Origin of the sequence: Ancylobacter koreensis (assembly GCF_023016525.1) — a bacterium.
GTDB lineage: Bacteria > Pseudomonadota > Alphaproteobacteria > Rhizobiales > Xanthobacteraceae > Ancylobacter > Ancylobacter koreensis.
Genome location: NZ_JALKCG010000005.1, coordinates 222,062 through 239,060, shown reverse-complemented (window position 1 = coordinate 239,060; position 16,999 = coordinate 222,062). Strand labels below are relative to the sequence as shown.

Sequence of the window (16,999 nt, the reverse complement as noted above, 5' to 3'; positions counted from 1 at the left end):
TCCTCAGTTGGCGCCGATCCGCTCGGGATACATGTCGTAGTTCTTGCCGGCGATGGTGATGCGCACGGCCTTCATATGCGCCTTGGAGAGGTCGCTGTTGCGGTTGCCGAGCACGGTGATGGCCTCGCCCGGCTTGGCGCTCTCGGCCGTGAAGCCGGAACTGGCGGTCTGGCGCGGATTGCCGAGGTCCACCTGCCAGAGCCTGCCGTCGTGGCCTGCCACTTCGAGCGAAGGATGGGGCGGGGCCATGGAGATGGTCTTGATGGTGCCTTCCAGCGTCATCTGCTCGCTCTCGGCCCAGCTCCAGCCGTGATGGGCGAGGGCGGGCACGGCGAAGGCGAGCGGCGCGGCGAGGCTGGCGGCGAGAAGGCGGGAGGCACGGAAGGTCGTGGCCATCGGGAGGCTCCTGAGTGCGCAGGTCACCCAGACTATGGCGCGCCATCGTGGCATGACGAGCCGCCGCCGCCTCACATCTTCGCCAGCGGGGTAGGAGCCGCCGTCATCCCGGCCGCAGCGCAGCGGAGAGCCGGGATCGCTTTCCGTTCTGCGCGCGATCCCGGATCGGACTTTCGACCGTCCGGGATGACGCGAAGATTGGCTCGCTTGGGACCCCGGGGCGCTTACACGTCCACGCTGGCGCGCAGGGCGTTGTCCTGGATGAACTCGCGGCGCGGTTCCACCACGTCGCCCATCAGGCGGTTGAACAGGTCGTCGGCGTCGGCGACCTCCTTCACCTTCACCTGCAGCAGCGAGCGGGCGTTGACGTCGAGCGTCGTCTCCCAGAGCTGCTCGGCGTTCATCTCGCCGAGGCCCTTGTAGCGCTGGAGCGCGATGCCCTTGCGGCCGGCATCGGTCACGGCGTCGAACAGGTCCATCGGGCCGTAGACCAGCGTGTCGTTGCCCTTGCGCCGCAGCGTGGCGGGTTCGGCATGCACTTCCTGAAGGTCGGCGGCGAGCGCGTCGAGCCGGCGCGCCTCCGCCGAGCCGACGAAGGTGGCGTCGAGCACCGAGACTTCCTTCACGCCGCGCACGGTGCGGGTGAAGCGGAAGCCGGCGGCGTCCGCCTCGCCGGTCCAACCGCGCTCGGTATCCTCGGCAATCAGGTCGAGGCGCCGGGCGATGGTGGCGGCAACCTCGGCGGCGCGCTCCTCCTCGATCAGCAGGCCCGGCGTGAAGCCGCCGGCAATGGCCGCCTGCTCGACCGCCGCGCGGTTGTAGCGCGGATGCAGGCCGTTCATCACATTGCGGAAGGAGCGGGCGCTCTCCAGCACATGGTGGAGGTCGGCGCCGATGCGCACCTCGCCGGTCGCCAGAACCAGCGAGGCATCGTCGAGGCCCTGCTGGATCAGGTAGTCCTCCAGCGAGCGCTCGTCCTTCAGGTACTGCTCGGACTTGCCGCGCGTGACCTTGTAGAGCGGCGGCTGGGCGATATAGACGTGCCCGCGATCCAGAAGTTCCGGCATCTGGCGGAAGAAGAAGGTCAGCAGAAGCGTACGGATGTGGGAGCCGTCCACGTCCGCGTCCGTCATGATGATGATCTTGTGGTAGCGCAGCTTGTCGACGTTGAAGTCGTCGCGGCCGATGCCGGTGCCGAGCGCGGTGATCAACGTGCCGATCTGCTCGGAGGACAGCATCTTGTCGAAGCGGGCACGCTCCACGTTCAGGATCTTGCCGCGCAGCGGCAGGATGGCCTGGAAGGCGCGGTTGCGGCCCATCTTGGCGGAGCCGCCGGCCGAGTCGCCCTCGACGATGAAGATCTCGGACTTGGCGGGGTCGCGCTCCTGGCAGTCGGCGAGCTTGCCGGGCAGCGAGGCGACGTCGAGCGGGTTCTTGCGGCGGGTCAATTCGCGCGCCTTGCGCGCCGCCTCGCGGGCGGCGGCGGCCTCGACCACCTTGGTGACGAGGCTTTTGCCCTCGGCCGGGTGTTCCTCCAGCCAGGTGCCGAGCGCGTCGTTGACCAGCGCCTCGACTACCGGGCGCACCTCGGAGGAGACCAGCTTGTCCTTGGTCTGCGAGGAGAATTTCGGGTCCGGCACCTTCACCGAGAGAACGGCGGTCAGGCCCTCGCGGCAGTCCTCGCCGGTGGGGTCGACCTTCTCCTTCTTGGCGATGCCGGTGCGCTCGGCATAGCCGATCACCTGACGCGTCAGCGCGGCGGCGAAGCCGGTGAAGTGGGTGCCGCGGTCGCGCTGGGGAATGTTGTTGGTGAAGCAGAGCACGTTCTCATGGTAGCCGTCGTTCCATGACAGCGCGCACTCGACAGTGATGCCGTCACGCTCGGAGCGGATCACGACAGGCTTCGGGAGCAGGGCCTGCTTGTTGCGGTCGAGATACTGCACGAAGGCTTCGACGCCGCCCTCATACATCAGCTCCTCGCGCTTCACCTCGGCGTGGCGCGCATCGGTCAGCACGATGCGTACGCCGGAATTGAGGAAGGCGAGCTCCCGAAGGCGGTGCTCCAGCGTGGCGTAGTCGAATTCGACCTTGGTGAAGGTGCCGGTGCTCGGCAGGAAGGTCACCATCGTCCCGCGACGGCCCGCCGCCGCCGGGCCGACCTGCCGCAGATCGGCTTCCGCGTCGCCGTGGCGGAAGCGCATCGTGTATTCGTAGCCGCCGCGCCAGATCGTCAGGTCGAGCCAGGTGGAAAGCGCGTTCACCACGGACACGCCGACGCCGTGCAGGCCGCCGGAGACCTTGTAGGAGTTCTGGTTGAACTTACCGCCGGCGTGGAGTTGGGTCATGATGACCTGCGCCGCCGAGACGCCTTCCTCCGGGTGGATATCGGTCGGGATGCCGCGCCCGTTATCCGTCACCGTCACCGAGCCGTCGGCGTTGAGCGTCACCGTCACCTCGTCGGCATAGCCGGCGAGCGCCTCGTCGATGGCGTTGTCCACCACCTCGTAGACCATGTGGTGCAGGCCCGAGCCGTCATCGGTGTCGCCGATATACATGCCCGGGCGCTTGCGCACGGCGTCCAGCCCGCGCAGCACCTGGATCGACTGCGCGCCATATTCCTCCCCGTTCGGGGAAGGGGCGGCGGCGTTGTCGGGATCGGCCATGGAGACAGCTCTTCGAATCGTTTGAATTGACTTGAGTTTATACCGCAATCGCGCGGTTATTTCGTGGCTACCAGCACCGCCGCGCCCGCCATTGCGGCGCCGCAGCTCCGGTTGATCAGCCGCACGCCGGCGACGCTGCCCACCAGATGCCGCGCCCGGTGCGCGAGCACCACATAGCCGCCCAGAACCAAGGTCAGCACGGCGGCGATGATCGCGCACAGTTCCGCGAAGCCGAGCATGGACAGGCGATCCAGATCGACGATGGTCGGCAACAGGGCGAGGTAGAACGCCATGGCCTTGGGGTTGCCCAGCGTCATGCCGAGGCCGGTGAGGAACAGGCCGAAGCGCGAATCCGCCTCGCGGATCTGCACCGCCTTGTCGATGCGGCCCGAGGCGGTCCACAGCTTCCAGGCGAGGTAGACGAGATAGGCCGCCGCCGCGAGGCGCACGACGACGAACAGCGAGCCAAGCGTGGCGGCGAGCGCGGCGAGGCCCAGCACGGCGGCGGTCAGCCACACCATGTCGCCCAGCACGATGCCGGCGACCAGCGGCGCCGCGCCGTCGCGTCCGCGCACCAGCGTGCGCGCGACGAGCGCGATCACGCTCGGCCCCGGCGAGGCGGCGGCCAGAGCGAGGGCGGCGGCGAAGATCACGAGATCGAGGAGGGCCATGCTGCTCACACGTGCGCGTACGCGCGCGAGGCCCTCAGATACGGCTTCCGGTTGCCGTTTTCAAGCGCCGGGCGGATCGGCTGGATAGGTGCGGTGACACACGGCCTCGATGCGGTTGCCGTCGGGGTCGCGGACGAAGGCGGCGTAATAGGAGGCGTGATAGGCCGGCCGCAGGCCGGGCGGCCCGTCATCCCGCCCGCCATGGGCGAGGGCGGCGGCGTGGAAAGCGTCCACGGCGGCGCGGTCGGGCGCACGGAAGCACCAGTGCCGGTTGTCGGCGACGACCTCGCCGCGCGAGGCGAGGACGCTGAGATAGCTGTGCCCATCATCGTCCGGCCGGTTGCGGATGCCGTAGCCGACGCTGGTGTCACCGCGCCGCACGCAGGGCACGCCGAGCGCGGCCATGATCGCGTCGTAGAACGGCAGGGCACGCGCGAAATCGGCAACCGTGATGGAGACGTGATCGAGCATGCTAGTCCTCCAGCGGCGCGACATGGCCCGGCGTGACGGCGAAGCGTTCCGCCCGCGCGCCGAGCGCGGCGAAGGCGGAAGGGTCGGCGCCGGTCATCCACACCTGCCCGCCCAGCGCGTCGAGCGCCTCGAACAGCGCGGCGCGGCGCAGCGGGTCGAGATAGGCCACCACGTCGTCCAGAAGCATCACCGGGGCACGCCCGGCCATCTCGCCGACGAGGCGGGCATGGGCGAGGGCGAGGCCGATCAGCAGCGCCTTCTGCTCGCCGGTGGAGCCCTGCGCGGCAGGTATGCCCTTGGGGCCGTGGCCGACCGTCAGATCGGTGAGATGCGGCCCCTCCAGCGTGCGGCCGGCGGCGCGGTCGCGCGGGCGGGCGGCGCGCAGGGCGAGGCGGTACTGGTCTTCCACCACCGTCGCCGGCTCGCGGCCGAGAGCGCGCTCGACCTCGCCCTCCAGCGCCACCGTCGCCCAGGGAAAGGGGGCCTCGCCCCGCTCGGCGTCGCGCGCCTTGGCGATGCCGGCGGCGAGGCGGCGCACCGTCTCCAGCCGCGCCGCCGCCACCGCGATGGCGAGGGCGGCGAGTTCCTGCTCCACCGCGTCGAGATAGCGCGGATCGGTGGCGGGCTCCTCCAGCAGACGGTTGCGCGCGCGCAGCGCCCGCTCCAGCGCGTTCACACGCGCCCCGTGCTCGGCGTCGACCGCCAGCACCAGCCGGTCGAGGAAGCGCCGCCGCTCGGAAGGAGGGCCGATGAAGAGCCCGTCCATCTCGGGAGTGAGCCAGACCACCCGCACATGGTCGGCAAAGGCGGCGGCCGAGCCGACGGGTTCGCCCTCGATACGGCAGCGCCGGGTCCGCGCCTCGCCGCCGTCGCCCTCGATGCCGGTGCCGAGGCTCACCTCGCCATAGGCGCCGTCGACCAGCGCCGACACGGCCCAGCCGGCGGCGGGCGCGCCGTCGGGGCCCCGCGCGGCGAACTGGTCGAGCCCGGCGCGGCGCAGGCCACGGCCCGGCGCCAGCAGCGAGATGGCTTCGAGAAGGTTGGTCTTGCCCGCGCCGTTGGGCCCGACGAGCAGGACAGGCCCGTCGCCGGCGCGGATCTCGGCGGCGTGGTAGCTGCGGAACTCCGTCAGCCGGAGCCGGAGGATGCGGGCGGCGGGAGGCGTGCGCGGGCTCACACGCGCATCGGCATCAGCACATAGAGCGCGCCGCGCTTGTCCGGGTCCTGCACCAGCGTGGGCGAACCGGGATCGGCGAGCTTCAGTTCGGCCGTGCCGCCTTCGATTTGCGAGGTGATGTCGAGCAGATAGCGGCTGTTGAAGCCGATATCGATCGGCTCGGCGGCGTATTCGACCTCGATCTCCTCGGTCGCGCTGCCCGAATCCGGGTTGGTGACGGAGAGGGTGAGCTTGCCATCGGCGATGGAGAGCTTCACCGCCCGCCCGCGCTCGCTGGCGACGGTCGACACGCGGTCGACGGCGGAGGCGAAGTCGGCCTTGTCCACCACCAGCGTCTTGTCGTTGCCGACCGGGATGACGCGGCCATAGTCCGGGAAGGTGCCGTCGATCAGCTTGGAGGTCAGCACCACGCGGTCGAGCGAGACGCGGATCTTGGCGGTGGAAAGCTCCACCGTCACCTCGGCGTCGCCATCCTCGGCGAGGCGCTGGATTTCGGCGACGGCCTTGCGCGGCACGATGACGCCGGGCATGCCGGCGGCGCCGGCGGGAGCCGCGGTCTGCGCCTGCGCGAGGCGATGACCGTCCGTCGCCACGGCGCGCAGCACCGGCCCGCCCGCCTCGGCGACATGCAGATAGATGCCGTTGAGATAGTAGCGGGTCTCTTCCGTCGAGATCGCGAACTGCGTCTTGTCGACGAGGCGCTTGAGCTCGCCCGCCGGCAGGGTGAAGCGGTGCGACATTTCTCCGGCGGCGAGGTCCGGGAATTCGGTATCCGGCAGCGTCTGCAGCGCGAAGCGCGAGCGGCCAGCGCGCACGGTCAGCGTGCCGCGGTCGCCGGAGGTCTCGAACTGCACCTGCGAACCCTCGGGCAGCTTGCGCACGATGTCGTAGATGGTGTGCGCCGGCACGGTGGTGGCGCCTTCCTCGGCGACCTCGGCGGCGATGGTCTCGACGATCTCGATGTCGAGATCGGTGGCACGCAGGGCGAGGCCGCGCGCATCGGTGCGCAACAGCACGTTGGCGAGGATCGGAATGGTATTGCGCCGCTCGACCACGCGGTGAACGTGGGCCAGGGACTTGAGCAACTCGGCCCGCTCGACAGTGACCTTCATGGCCGCGACACCCGTGCAATACGAGAGAGGGATGTGCACGGAGCGCGGGCGGCACAGGCATCGCCCGGCCACGCGCCCCGGGCGGACGGCGCGGGCGCGCCGCCGGGGGCGACGAATTTGCCGCCAGCCTCGCTGCAACGCAAGCGCCAGCGCGGCCTCGCGTTCGAATTAGTGGGGAAATCTGCGGGAATAGCGGGGAAAGAACGGCGCCTTGTGCGGCAGCGCGCCGTCATCGACGGCGCCGGGACCCGCATGGGCGCCGTCAGCGACGGCGCCGGGGCTTCACGCGCGGGCGCCGTCTCGCGGCGCAGGACCGCGAGAGCGCCGGCCTGCGCCGCCCGTCACTCGTCGTTGACGAGCCGCTTCAGCGTCTCGACTTCTTCCGCTAGCGCGCGGTCGGTGCCGACCAGCCCGTCGATCTTGCGCACGGCGTGCAACACCGTGGTGTGGTCCCGGCCGCCAAAGCGCCTGCCGATCTCCGGCAGCGAGCGCAACGTCAGCATCTTGGCGAGATACATCGCGATCTGGCGGGGCTTCACCACATTGGCGGTGCGGCGCTGCGAGAGGATGTCGGCGCGGCTGACATTGTAGTGCTTGGCGACGATGCGCAGGATGTCGTCGACACGCACGCGCTTGGGCTCGCTGGAGCGCACGAGATCGCGCACGGCTGTCTCGGCCATCTCCAGCGTGATGGCGCGCGAGGTGAGCTGGTTATGCGCCAGAAGCCGGTTCAGCGCGCCGTCGAGGTCGCGTCCGTTCTGGCCGCAATTGCGGGCGATGAAGGCCAGCACGTCGGCCGGCACGTTGAAGCCGGGGTGCTGCTGGGCGAGGGTGGCGACCCGCGCGGCGAGGATTTCCAGCTTCAGTTCCTCGTCGAGCGGGGCGATCTCCACCACGAGGCCGCCGGCAAGGCGCGAGCGCACGCGCTCTTCCAGCGCGTCGAGCTCGGCCGGCGGGCGGTCGGCGGCGATCACCACCTGGCGGCCGGAATCCATCAGCGCGTTGAGCGTGTGGCAGAATTCCTGCTGGACGCTCTTGCCCTGCAGGAACTGCAGGTCGTCGATCACCAGCGTGTCGATGCCGCGAAGCTGTTCCTTGAAGGCCAGCGCCGACTGGCTCTTCAGCGCTGCGACGAAGCCGTACATGAAGCGCTCGGCAGTGAGATAGACGACACGCCGCCCGCTGGTCGCGCCCGCTGCGGCGATGGCCTGCAAGAGATGCGTCTTGCCCAGGCCCACGGCGGCATGGAGATAGAGCGGGTTGAACACCGGGCCACTGCCGGCCGGAGCGTCGGCCACCTTCAGCGCGGCGGCATGGGCGAGGCGATTGGAATCGCCGAGGCGGTAGGTCGCGAAATTCAGGCGCGGGTCGAGCGGCGAGCCGCTCGCGGCGTCGCTCGCCTGCAGTGTGGCGGTTGTCGCGGCCGCCGTTTCCATGGCGGCGCCGCGCGGGGCAGCGGCCGTCGCGACGGTGCGTACCGGCATGGGCACCGCGCCCGGCGCGCGCATCACGGCGGTGCGCACCACCAGTTCCACGCGGTCGGCGGAGGCCTCCTCCTGCCAGAGGGCGGTGAGGCGCTCGATATAGTGCTGCTGGATCCAGGTCTTCAGGAAGCGGGTCGGTACCGACAGCTGCACCGTGCCGGCCTGAATCCCGTCAAGCTCAAGACGCGGGAACCAGCTCGAATAGACTTCCTCGCCGATCTCGGCGCGAAGGCGGCGGCGGATGCGCTCCCAGCTCTGGCGCGCATCGGCGGGATGGGCTTCGGCATTGTCGGCGTCGGATGCACGGGCCTCGCGATCCAAACCCGCCCGGGCCGCCGCGCGGGCCGCCGCGCTGGAATACTGGCCTTGGCCGGAGGGTTCGATACCATCGGATTTGAACATGTCGACTCCGCGTTTTTTATGCGGTTGTTGGGAAGCACGAAGGGAGCGCCGCCACGGCGACACCGCGTGAGCGGGGTCGGGGCTGAAACCCTTCGGCGCGAATGGAGAAGCTGACGGGCCGGCTCGGGCCGTCTGTCGATCGCTGGGGCGATGTCCTTAGACGACCGGCGCCGATGCCTCAACCGGGATCGTACGGATTTGACGGAGGCTCCTGGCGGGAACGGGAAGGCTCGGGATCGAGGCCCGGCCGGTGACAGATTGTCATCTCTGCCGGCGGACCGGCGATGCAATCTGAGCACGTATCCCTACGTGCGCCCGTTCGCGTGATCATAGCAGCCCCTCTGCGGCAAGGTCGTTGCCGCCCTAACTAGTTTTCGTTCTTATGAGTGCAACTAATTATGCTGACGCAGCTACGCAGTACATCGCCATGCACTCCTCGAATGACAGAGGAGTCATGTCATTTCCCAATAAGCCTGACATAATTCCAAGTGAGGCCGGTTATGATTGCAGCACACAACTCCCCCCTCACGTTGAAATGAGAAGCTTCAAAACTCAACTTTTCGCTGAGGTGCCCGGCGGAACCGGATGAAGACAACATACACAGGGGCCCCCTTTGGTGCAACGCCGTTGGCGCGCGAGAGGCGGGCAGGAGGTGCCCGCAGCGGCGATTCGGGCGCCCAAAAAAGAACCATCAGTCGGCAAATCTCTGAGTCGCTTGCAAGATTTTGAGAGAGGATATGACGGGCATTTCCGCAGCTAATTTTCTCCCTCCGGCGGCGCGCCGGACGGTGGCGGCGACGATTCGGAAGGTGCCCCGGCGGGTGGGCCATAAGCTGTTGGTTTGTATTATATATTTCTGCGCGACCGGAGGCGGTTTTGGCGCTGTTGGAACGCATCCGGCGGCTGCTTCGTCGAGGCAGGCAAGTCAAGGGCGGGGGTGGGGATAAATCGGCGCGGCCCGAGTCGTGCGCAGGATGTGACAGTTCTGCAACTGGCGCCGTGGACGGCACGATGCCGGCCCGCGAGCGGCCTCGTCGGGGCTGGCAGCAAACGCAAAAAGCCCGGCGCAACGGCCGGGCTCTGCAGACTTCAGGTTGTAGGCGGCTAGACTGCGATCAGGCGCCGAGCTTGGCAACCCGCGCCGCCAGACGCGACACCTTGCGCGAAGCGGTGTTCTTGTGAAGAACGCCCTTCTGCGCGGCGCGCTGGATTTCCGGCTCGGCAGCCTTGAAGGCGGTCGTGGCGGCATCGCGATCGCCGGAAGCGAGCGCATCCTCGACCTTGCGCACGAAGGTGCGCAGGCGCGAGCGGCGGTTCTTGTTGACCGCAGTCCGGCGCTCGATCTTGCGAGCCGCCTTCTTGGCGGAGGGCGTATTGGCCATCGGCCGTCCTCTTCGTCGTCGCAGAAACGGCCGAGCCGCTCCCGCCGAAAATCGGTTGCAAAGGATAAAGCGGAGCCAACCGGAGGAGCCCCGCGCGAGTGGCGGGCTTATAGTCGGGAGGCGCCGTCGCGTCAATATGAAAGGCGCGCGACAGTGCCCTGCGCGTGCCTTCGCCGGTCCCTCGCCCGCGCTCAGGCGTTGGTAAAGGAAGGCCCGCGCTTCTCAGTGAAGGCGGACATGCCTTCCTTCTGGTCGGCGGTGGCGAACAACGCCTGGAACAGCCGGCGCTCGAATCGGATGCCCTCGGCCAGCGTCGTCTCGAAAGCGCGGTTGACGCTTTCCTTCGTCATCATGACAGAGGCGAGGGAGAGATCGGCGATGGTGCCGGCCACCTTCATCGCCTCGTCGCGCAGTTCCGCCAACGGCACGACACGCGAGACGAGGCCGTAGCGGTCGGCCTCCTCGGCGGTGAGGGTGCGGCCGGTCAGGCACATCTCCATCGCCTTCGCCTTGCCGATGGCGCGGGTGAGGCGCTGCGAGCCGCCCGCGCCCGGCATGATGCCGAGCTGGATCTCCGGTTGGCCGAAGCGGGCATTGTCGGCGGCGAGGATGATGTCGCACATCATGGCGATCTCGCAGCCTCCGCCCAGCGCATAGCCCGCGACCGCCGCGATCACCGGCTTGCGGCAGCGCGAGAGGCGCTCCCAGCTGGTGATGAAGTCCTCGGTATAGGTGGCAGGGAAGAGGAGGGGCTGCATCTCCTTGATGTCGGCACCGGCGGCGAAGGCGCGCTCGGAGCCGGTAAGCACGATGGCGCCGATGCCGGCATCCGCCTCGAACGCGTCCAGCGCGTGGCCGAGTTCGCCGATCAGCGCGGCGTTCAGCGCGTTGAGTGCCTTCGGCCGGTTGAGGGTGATGACGCCGACGCGCCCGTTCGTCTCGACGAGGATATTGTCGTAGGCCATGGCGCCTCTCCCGATTTCTGCCTTCTGCCTTCCGCCGCGCCTAGCGCTGGCAGGCCACACAATAAAAGGTCGAGCGCCCGCTCTGGACAAGCCGGCCGATGGTCCCACGGCAGTTCGGGCTCAGGCACGCCTCGCCCTCGCGGTCATAGGCGCGGAAGGTGTGCTGGAAATAGCCGAGCGTGCCGTCGACCTGCGCGTGGTCGCGCAGCGTCGAGCCGCCGGCGGCGATGGCCTCCTCCAGCACCAGCCGGACAGTATCGACGAGGCGGCGCGCGGCGGCGGTAGGCTTGCCGGCGGCGGTGACGAGCGTCGCCGCCTGCCGCTCGGGCGAAAGCCCGGCGCGGTGCAGCGCCTCGCACACATAGATGTTGCCGAGCCCGGCGACGACGCTCTGGTCGAGCAGCGCGGCCTTCAGCGGCGTGCGGCGGCCCGCCAGCGCGCGGGCGAGGCGCTCCGCGTCGAAATCCGGGCCCAGCGGCTCGGGACCGAGGGCGCGGAACAGCGGGTGCGCGTCGAGCGTCGCCTGCGGCACCAGCAGCATGGCGCCGAAGCGGCGTGGGTCGTTGTAGACGACCTCCAACCCGCCTTCGAGCCGGAACGCCACATGGTCGTGCGCTGCGGCCTTGGAGCGCGGCATCACGAAATCCCCCGGCGTCTGCGGCACGCCGGCCTCCGGTTCGATGCGGAAGGAGCCGGACATGCCCAGATGCATCACCAGCACCTCGCCCGCGCCGGCGGCGTCGGGACCGACGTCGGCGAGGAGATATTTGGCGCGGCGGGACAGGGAGAGGATGCGCCGCCCGGTCAGCCGCTCGGCGAAGCGCTCGGGCAGCGGCCAGCGCAGGTCCGGCCGGCGGGCGAGGGCCGTCAGTATCTGTCGGCCTTCCATCACCGGCGCCAGCCCGCGCCGGACGGTCTCGACTTCGGGCAGTTCGGGCATGGGGTCTCGTCGGTCGCTCTCTTATTGGGTGAGGAGGCCGAGCCGGCGCAGGAAAGCCTCCAGCCCCGGCGCGTTCTCGAAGAGATGGGCGCGCAAGCCGGCCTCGCGCGCGCCGGCCACATTGGCCGGCTTGTCGTCGATCATCACCGCCTCGGTCGGGGCGACGCGATGACGTAGCGCCACCTCCTTATATATGGCGGGGTCGGGCTTCTTGGTGCCGAACTCGCCGGCGGCATGCATGGCCGGCCCGAACAGGGTGCGCAGCTCGGGCACCAGCACGTCGAAGTGCTCCAGCATGATGCGCCCGTTATTGGTCAGCAGGGCGATGGGTGTCCGGCTCCGTACCGCTTCCGCCAGCGCGAGCACCGGCGGGTCGAGCGTCATGGCGAGGGCGCGGGTGCGCAGCCATTCGGCACGGCCGAAGGGCACGCCGAGCGCGGCCGAGATGGCGGCGAGATAGGCGTCGGGCGACAGCGCGCCCATGTCGGAGGCATCCTCGATGCCGCTGTCCCACACGAGGCGCTCGACATCGGCGGCGGAAAGCCCCGCCGGCGCACCCATGGCGGCGCGGCGCGCCTCGACGTCATAGCGCAGCAGCACGTCGTCCATGTCGAAGATGACGAGGCGGGGAGGCGGGACCATCGAGGTCATCGGCGCCTCCTCACGGAAGCGCGTCGAAGCCTTCGCCGAAGCCCTTGAGGCTGAGCGGGATGCCGATGCCTTCCTCCGGCGTCTGGAAGACGATGAAGGTGGCGTTCTGCCCCGTGCGGAGCTGGCTGATCAGCTTGTCGTCCATCACCACCTCGGCGACGCAGCCATTCGGCACGCAGCGCACGAAGCCGGCGCGGCCGACATCGGCATTGTCGATCTTGAGGCCGAGGCCGGAGGGCAGCAGCACGCCGAGCGGGGCCAGCACGCGCAGCAGGCGGCTCTTCTGGTCGATGGTCTTGAGCACGATGACGGTAAGCCCGACGTTGGGCCGGTCGTCGGCCTGCACGCTCTGCAGCAGCACGCACTGTTCGGACTGGGCGCCGGGCGGCGTGTCGCAGCGAATCTGCCATTCGCCATGCACCGAGCGCACGACGCCCTGCGCCGCCGCGCCGCCGGCGCCGGCGATGAGGGCGGCGAGCGCGACCACCGCGAGAATGGCAGAACGGAATGCCGCGAAGCCGGGCATGAGCCTCTCCAGAAAAGTGTCGTCCGCTATGTCTTCTAAAGAATCGCGGGCCGGGGACAAGGCGAATCGTGCGGCATGGACCGCCCTCGCGGCGCCCGCTGCGGCAAGTAGGCACCGGCCCATGTCAAGAATGGGGCATGCCCTCGCGTGCGGATAGAACGGTTCCAGCCACCGACGTCATGTCGCAGGAGGGGAGGGCGGCTGGCGCGTTGCTCAGGGGGGCATTTTGTGTTTGATGAGGATCAAATGCTACGGGTCCGTCACGCGATCAATGATCGTCGGGACCGGGCCTTCGGGGAGCTGATGGGAGTGACGATCGCGATGAATTCGTGGATCCGCAGCGCTGCGCATACCGCAGCCGGCCTTGTCGCGGGGGTCTTCGGGGTGCTGCTGCTGGCCGGCACGGGTGTGGCCATGGCCGGAACGGGGCAGCCTTCCCCGTGGCAGATCAATCTTCAGGGGGCCGCCTCTCCGGTCATGGAGAGCATCCACTCCTTCCACTTCTTCCTGCTGGTCATCATCGTCGCAGTGGTGCTGCTGGTTCTGGCGCTGCTGATCGTGGTGGCGCTGAAATTCAACGAGAAGGCCAATCCGGTGCCCTCGCGCACCACGCACCACACGCTGATCGAGGTGGTGTGGACGGTCGTCCCGGTGCTCATCCTCGTGGCCATCGCCATTCCCTCTTTCCGCCTGCTCTTCCTTGAGCTGGACCTGCCGAAGGCGGACCTGACCGTGAAGGTGACGGGTCACCAGTGGTACTGGTCGTACGAGTATCCCGATAACGGCGCCTTCAGCTTCGACAGCCTGATGGTCGCGGAAGCCGACCTCAAGCCGGGCCAGCCGCGCCTGCTGGCGGTCGACAACGAGGTCGTGGTGCCGGTCAACAAGATCGTGCGCGTCCAGGTCACCGCAGCCGACGTCATCCACTCGTTCGCCATGCCCTCCTTCGGCGTGAAGATCGACGCCCTGCCGGGCCGTCTGAACGAGAGCTGGTTCCAGGCGACGAAGGAAGGTGTCTATTACGGCCAGTGCTCCGAGCTGTGCGGCAAGGACCACGCCTTCATGCCCATCGCCATCCGCGTCGTCAGCGAGGCGGATTTCGCGAGCTGGGTCGAAGAGGCCAAGCAGAAGTACGCGTCGGTCGAAGCCCCCGCTCAGGTGGCCCAGGCCGAGCCGGCCGCCGGGGCGGTTTCGTCGGCGCGCTGAGGCGTCGGTTCGTCGATCTAGAATGTCGAAGCGCGTGCGAGCGCGCGAATGAGGGACGGTTCCATGGCATACGCAGCCGGTCACGCGGGCGATCCGACGGGTTGGAAGCGCTGGGTCTATTCGACCAACAACAAGGACATCGGTGTGATGTACCTGATCTTCGCGATCGTCGCGGGGATCGTGGGCGGCATCCTCTCCATCGGCATCCGCGCCGAGCTGCAGGAGCCGGGGCTGCAGATCTTCTCCGATCCGCAGACCTTCAACGTGTTCACCACCGGCCACGGCCTCATCATGATCTTCTTCATGGTGATGCCGGCGATGATCGGCGGCTACGGCAACTACTTCATCCCGCTGATGATCGGCGCGCCGGACACCGCCTTCCCGCGCATCAACAACGTGGCCTTCTGGCTGCTGCCGCCTTCCTTCGCGCTGGCGATCCTTTCGCTGTTCGTCGAGGGCGCCGCCGGCTCCAACGGCTTCGGCGGCGGCTGGACCATCTATCCCCCGCTCTCCTCCAAGCTCGGCCATCCCGGCCCGGCGATGGACCTGCTGATCCTCTCGCTGCACATTGCGGGCGCCTCCTCGATCCTCGGCGCGATCAACCTGATCACGACGATTCTGAACATGCGCGCCCCCGGCATGACGCTGCACAAGATGCCGCTCTTCGCCTGGTCGCAGCTCGTCACCGCCTTCCTGCTGCTGCTGTCGCTGCCGGTTCTGGCGGGCGCCATCACCATGCTGCTGACCGACCGCAACTTCGGCACCACCTTCTTCGACCCGGCCGGCGGCGGCGATCCGATCCTGTTCCAGCACCTGTTCTGGTTCTTCGGCCACCCCGAAGTGTACATCCTCATCCTGCCGGGCTTCGGCATCGTCTCGCACATCGTGTCGACCTTCTCGAAGAAGCCGGTCTTCGGCTATCTCGGCATGGCCTATGCGATGGTGGCGATCGGCGTGGTGGGCTTCGTCGTGTGGGCGCACCACATGTACACGGTCGGCCTGTCCTCCTCGACGCAGGCCTATTTCGTGGCCGCGACCATGATCATTGCGGTGCCGACGGGCGTGAAGATCTTCTCGTGGATCGCCACGATGTGGGGCGGTTCGATCTCGTTCCGCGTGCCCATGCTGTGGGCGATCGGCTTCATCTTCCTGTTCACCGTCGGCGGCGTCACCGGCGTCGTGCTCTCCAATGCGGGCATCGACCGCTCGCTGCACGACACCTACTACGTGGTGGCGCACTTCCATTACGTGCTGTCGCTGGGCGCGGTCTTCGCGATCTTCGCCGGCTGGTACTACTGGGCCCCGAAGATGTTCGGCTACATGTACAGCGAAGGCATCGCCAAGGTGCACTTCTGGCTGACCTTCATCGGCGTCAACCTGGTGTTCTTCCCCCAGCACTTCCTGGGCCTCGCCGGCATGCCGCGCCGCTATGCGGACTACCCGGACGCTTTCGCGGGCTGGAACTTCGTCTCCTCGATCGGCTCCTACATCTCGGGCTTCGCGGTGCTGGTGTTCCTGTTCGGCATCTACCGGATGTTCGCCGCCAAGGTGCCGGCCGGCGCCAATCCGTGGGGCGAGGGCGCGACCACGCTGGAGTGGACGCTGAGCTCGCCGCCGCCCTTCCACCATTTCGACGTCCTGCCCAAGATCAAGTGATCGGGCGGATCGTTCGAGACCAAGGCCCGGCGCGGTTTCGATCGCGCCGGTTGCATGAAGAGGGCCAGCAAGCCGCCATCCGGCGCACCGCCCGCAGCAACGCATCGCCTACCCGCGATGCCGGAGTGAAGTGATGAGCGACGTCGCCTCGCGCGAGTACGACCTGAGCCAGAACGAGGCGCGTCCGCTCGACGCGCCTTCCTATGCCTCGGTGTCGGATTACGTGGCGCTGCTGAAGCCGCGCGTCATGTCGCTGGTGATCTTCACCGCGCTTGTCGGCATCGTGCGCGCGCCCGGCGACGTGCACCCGGTCATCGCCTTCACCGCGCTGCTGTGCATCGCCATCGGCGCCGGCGCCTCGGGCGCGCTCAACATGTGGTGGGACGCGGACATCGACGCCGTGATGCGCCGCACGAGCCGCCGCCCGATTCCCGCCGGCCACGTGACCCCCGGCGAGGCGCTCGCTTTCGGCGTCACGCTCTCCGCCGGCTCGGTGCTGGTGCTCGGCCTGCTGGTCAACGAGCTTTCCGCCGCGCTGCTCGCCTTCACCATCTTCTTCTACGTCGTCATCTACACGATGTGGCTGAAGCGCTGGACGCCGCAGAACATCGTCATCGGCGGCGCCGCCGGCGCCTTCCCGCCCATGGTGGGCTGGGCCGCCGCCTCGGGCGGAATCGGGCTGGAAAGCCTGCTGCTCTTCCTCATCATCTTCTTCTGGACGCCGCCGCATTTCTGGGCGCTGGCGCTCTACAAGTCCGACGACTATGCCCGCGCCGGCGTGCCGATGCTGCCGGTGGTCGCCGGCACGGACGAGACCCGCCGCCAGATCCTGCTCTACACGCTGGTTCTGGTGCCGCTCGCCATGTCGCCCTTCTTCCTCGGCATGGCCGGTCTTGCCTACGGGGTGGTGTCGGGCGTCACCGGGGCGCTGATGCTGCTGCTCGCCGTGCAGGTCTATCGCCGCCGCGAGGGCGCGCCGGCCGAGATCGCCGCGCGCCGCCTGTTCGGCTTCTCGATCCTGTACCTGTTCCTGCTTTTCGCCGTCCTCCTCGTCGAGGCGGTCGCTCCCGCCTGGTTCGGGCTGTGAACGCATGCTGGCGAGGACGATCATGACTGATGAAAAGAAGACGCCCGGCCCGGACGACGACGGCGTGGTGCTCACGCCGGATCAGAAGCGCCGGCAGCGTGCCCGCTCCGTCGCCATCGCCGTGGTGCTCGGCGCGTTGTGCGTGCTTTTCTACGCCGTGACCATCGTGAAGCTCGGCCCCGCCGTGCTGATCCGTCCGCTGTGAGGCCG

16 protein-coding genes are annotated in these 16,999 nt (G+C 68.5%); 4 read left to right on the top strand and 12 right to left on the bottom strand.

From position 1 onward, the window contains the following. Window positions 1–3 precede the first annotated feature (3 nt). From MWN33_RS13955 to MWN33_RS13900, 12 genes are all read right to left on the bottom strand, one after another. Complete coding sequence (locus MWN33_RS13955) at window positions 4–396, bottom strand: DUF6152 family protein (protein WP_247201641.1); 393 nt, start codon at window positions 394–396, stop codon at window positions 4–6. A gap of 224 nt (window positions 397–620) precedes the next feature. Next, complete coding sequence (gene gyrB, locus MWN33_RS13950; RefSeq protein ID WP_247201640.1) at window positions 621–3,059, bottom strand: DNA topoisomerase (ATP-hydrolyzing) subunit B; 2,439 nt, start codon at window positions 3,057–3,059, stop codon at window positions 621–623. Window positions 3,060–3,115: 56 nt separating this feature from the next. Then, window positions 3,116–3,730 (bottom strand): LysE family translocator, encoded by a 615-nt coding sequence (locus tag MWN33_RS13945; RefSeq protein WP_247201639.1) that lies wholly within the window; start codon window positions 3,728–3,730, stop codon window positions 3,116–3,118. A gap of 60 nt (window positions 3,731–3,790) precedes the next feature. Beyond that, the gene (locus MWN33_RS13940) at window positions 3,791–4,201 is read right to left on the bottom strand and encodes a VOC family protein (RefSeq protein WP_247201638.1); all 411 of its coding nucleotides are present in this window, start codon (window positions 4,199–4,201) and stop codon (window positions 3,791–3,793) included. A 1-nt stretch (window position 4,202) separates the two neighbouring features. Beyond that, entirely contained in the window at window positions 4,203–5,378 is a 1,176-nt protein-coding gene (gene recF, locus MWN33_RS13935; protein WP_247201637.1) for a DNA replication/repair protein RecF, read from the bottom strand. Continuing rightward, the gene (gene dnaN, locus MWN33_RS13930; RefSeq protein ID WP_247201636.1) at window positions 5,375–6,490 is read right to left on the bottom strand and encodes a DNA polymerase III subunit beta; all 1,116 of its coding nucleotides are present in this window, start codon (window positions 6,488–6,490) and stop codon (window positions 5,375–5,377) included. The genes recF and dnaN overlap by 4 nt, the downstream gene beginning before the upstream one ends. 341 nt (window positions 6,491–6,831) lie before the next feature. Then, on the bottom strand, window positions 6,832–8,376 hold the full coding sequence (dnaA, locus tag MWN33_RS13925; RefSeq protein WP_247201635.1) for a chromosomal replication initiator protein DnaA: 1,545 nt from the start codon (window positions 8,374–8,376) through the stop codon (window positions 6,832–6,834). A gap of 1,115 nt (window positions 8,377–9,491) precedes the next feature. Further along, window positions 9,492–9,758, bottom strand: a complete 267-nt coding sequence (gene rpsT / locus MWN33_RS13920) for a 30S ribosomal protein S20 (RefSeq protein WP_247201634.1) — start codon at window positions 9,756–9,758, stop codon at window positions 9,492–9,494. Window positions 9,759–9,949: 191 nt separating this feature from the next. After that, window positions 9,950–10,723, bottom strand: coding sequence for an enoyl-CoA hydratase (locus MWN33_RS13915; RefSeq protein ID WP_247201633.1), 774 nt, complete (start codon window positions 10,721–10,723; stop codon window positions 9,950–9,952). 40 nt (window positions 10,724–10,763) lie between these two features. Further along, window positions 10,764–11,663, bottom strand: a complete 900-nt coding sequence (mutM, locus tag MWN33_RS13910; protein WP_247201632.1) for a bifunctional DNA-formamidopyrimidine glycosylase/DNA-(apurinic or apyrimidinic site) lyase — start codon at window positions 11,661–11,663, stop codon at window positions 10,764–10,766. A gap of 21 nt (window positions 11,664–11,684) precedes the next feature. After that, window positions 11,685–12,314 carry an HAD family hydrolase gene (locus MWN33_RS13905; RefSeq protein WP_247201631.1) on the bottom strand — a complete coding sequence of 210 codons (630 nt, stop codon included), beginning with the start codon at window positions 12,312–12,314 and terminating at the stop codon, window positions 11,685–11,687. A 10-nt stretch (window positions 12,315–12,324) separates the two neighbouring features. Then, complete coding sequence (locus tag MWN33_RS13900) at window positions 12,325–12,840, bottom strand: invasion associated locus B family protein (RefSeq protein ID WP_247201630.1); 516 nt, start codon at window positions 12,838–12,840, stop codon at window positions 12,325–12,327. Window positions 12,841–13,161: 321 nt separating this feature from the next. Between MWN33_RS13900 and coxB the strand changes: the two genes are divergently transcribed. From coxB to MWN33_RS13880, 4 genes are all read left to right on the top strand, one after another. Next, entirely contained in the window at window positions 13,162–14,046 is an 885-nt protein-coding gene (gene coxB, locus MWN33_RS13895) for a cytochrome c oxidase subunit II (protein ID WP_425532007.1), read from the top strand. Between the two features lie 63 nt (window positions 14,047–14,109). After that, window positions 14,110–15,702, top strand: a complete 1,593-nt coding sequence (gene ctaD, locus MWN33_RS13890) for a cytochrome c oxidase subunit I (protein ID WP_247201629.1) — start codon at window positions 14,110–14,112, stop codon at window positions 15,700–15,702. A gap of 133 nt (window positions 15,703–15,835) precedes the next feature. After that, a complete protein-coding gene (locus MWN33_RS13885; RefSeq protein WP_247201628.1) occupies window positions 15,836–16,789 on the top strand; it encodes a heme o synthase in 954 nt (317 codons plus the stop codon). A 22-nt stretch (window positions 16,790–16,811) separates the two neighbouring features. Continuing rightward, window positions 16,812–16,994: a hypothetical protein gene (locus MWN33_RS13880; RefSeq protein WP_247201627.1), complete on the top strand. Its 183-nt coding sequence runs from the start codon at window positions 16,812–16,814 to the stop codon at window positions 16,992–16,994. The last annotated feature ends 5 nt before the right edge of the window (window positions 16,995–16,999 follow it).

Coding starts and splice junctions, on each gene's coding strand:
- MWN33_RS13955 (WP_247201641.1), bottom strand. CDS start 396: ATGGCCACGACCTTCCGTGCCTCCCGCCTTCTCGCCGCCAGCCTCGCC.
- gyrB (WP_247201640.1), bottom strand. CDS start 3,059: ATGGCCGATCCCGACAACGCCGCCGCCCCTTCCCCGAACGGGGAGGAA.
- MWN33_RS13945 (WP_247201639.1), bottom strand. CDS start 3,730: ATGGCCCTCCTCGATCTCGTGATCTTCGCCGCCGCCCTCGCTCTGGCC.
- MWN33_RS13940 (WP_247201638.1), bottom strand. CDS start 4,201: ATGCTCGATCACGTCTCCATCACGGTTGCCGATTTCGCGCGTGCCCTG.
- dnaN (WP_247201636.1), bottom strand. CDS start 6,490: ATGAAGGTCACTGTCGAGCGGGCCGAGTTGCTCAAGTCCCTGGCCCAC.
- dnaA (WP_247201635.1), bottom strand. CDS start 8,376: ATGTTCAAATCCGATGGTATCGAACCCTCCGGCCAAGGCCAGTATTCC.
- rpsT (WP_247201634.1), bottom strand. CDS start 9,758: ATGGCCAATACGCCCTCCGCCAAGAAGGCGGCTCGCAAGATCGAGCGC.
- MWN33_RS13915 (WP_247201633.1), bottom strand. CDS start 10,723: ATGGCCTACGACAATATCCTCGTCGAGACGAACGGGCGCGTCGGCGTC.
- mutM (WP_247201632.1), bottom strand. CDS start 11,663: ATGCCCGAACTGCCCGAAGTCGAGACCGTCCGGCGCGGGCTGGCGCCG.
- MWN33_RS13905 (WP_247201631.1), bottom strand. CDS start 12,314: ATGACCTCGATGGTCCCGCCTCCCCGCCTCGTCATCTTCGACATGGAC.
- MWN33_RS13900 (WP_247201630.1), bottom strand. CDS start 12,840: ATGCCCGGCTTCGCGGCATTCCGTTCTGCCATTCTCGCGGTGGTCGCG.
- coxB (WP_425532007.1), top strand. CDS start 13,162: ATGAATTCGTGGATCCGCAGCGCTGCGCATACCGCAGCCGGCCTTGTC.
- ctaD (WP_247201629.1), top strand. CDS start 14,110: ATGGCATACGCAGCCGGTCACGCGGGCGATCCGACGGGTTGGAAGCGC.
- MWN33_RS13885 (WP_247201628.1), top strand. CDS start 15,836: ATGAGCGACGTCGCCTCGCGCGAGTACGACCTGAGCCAGAACGAGGCG.
- MWN33_RS13880 (WP_247201627.1), top strand. CDS start 16,812: ATGACTGATGAAAAGAAGACGCCCGGCCCGGACGACGACGGCGTGGTG.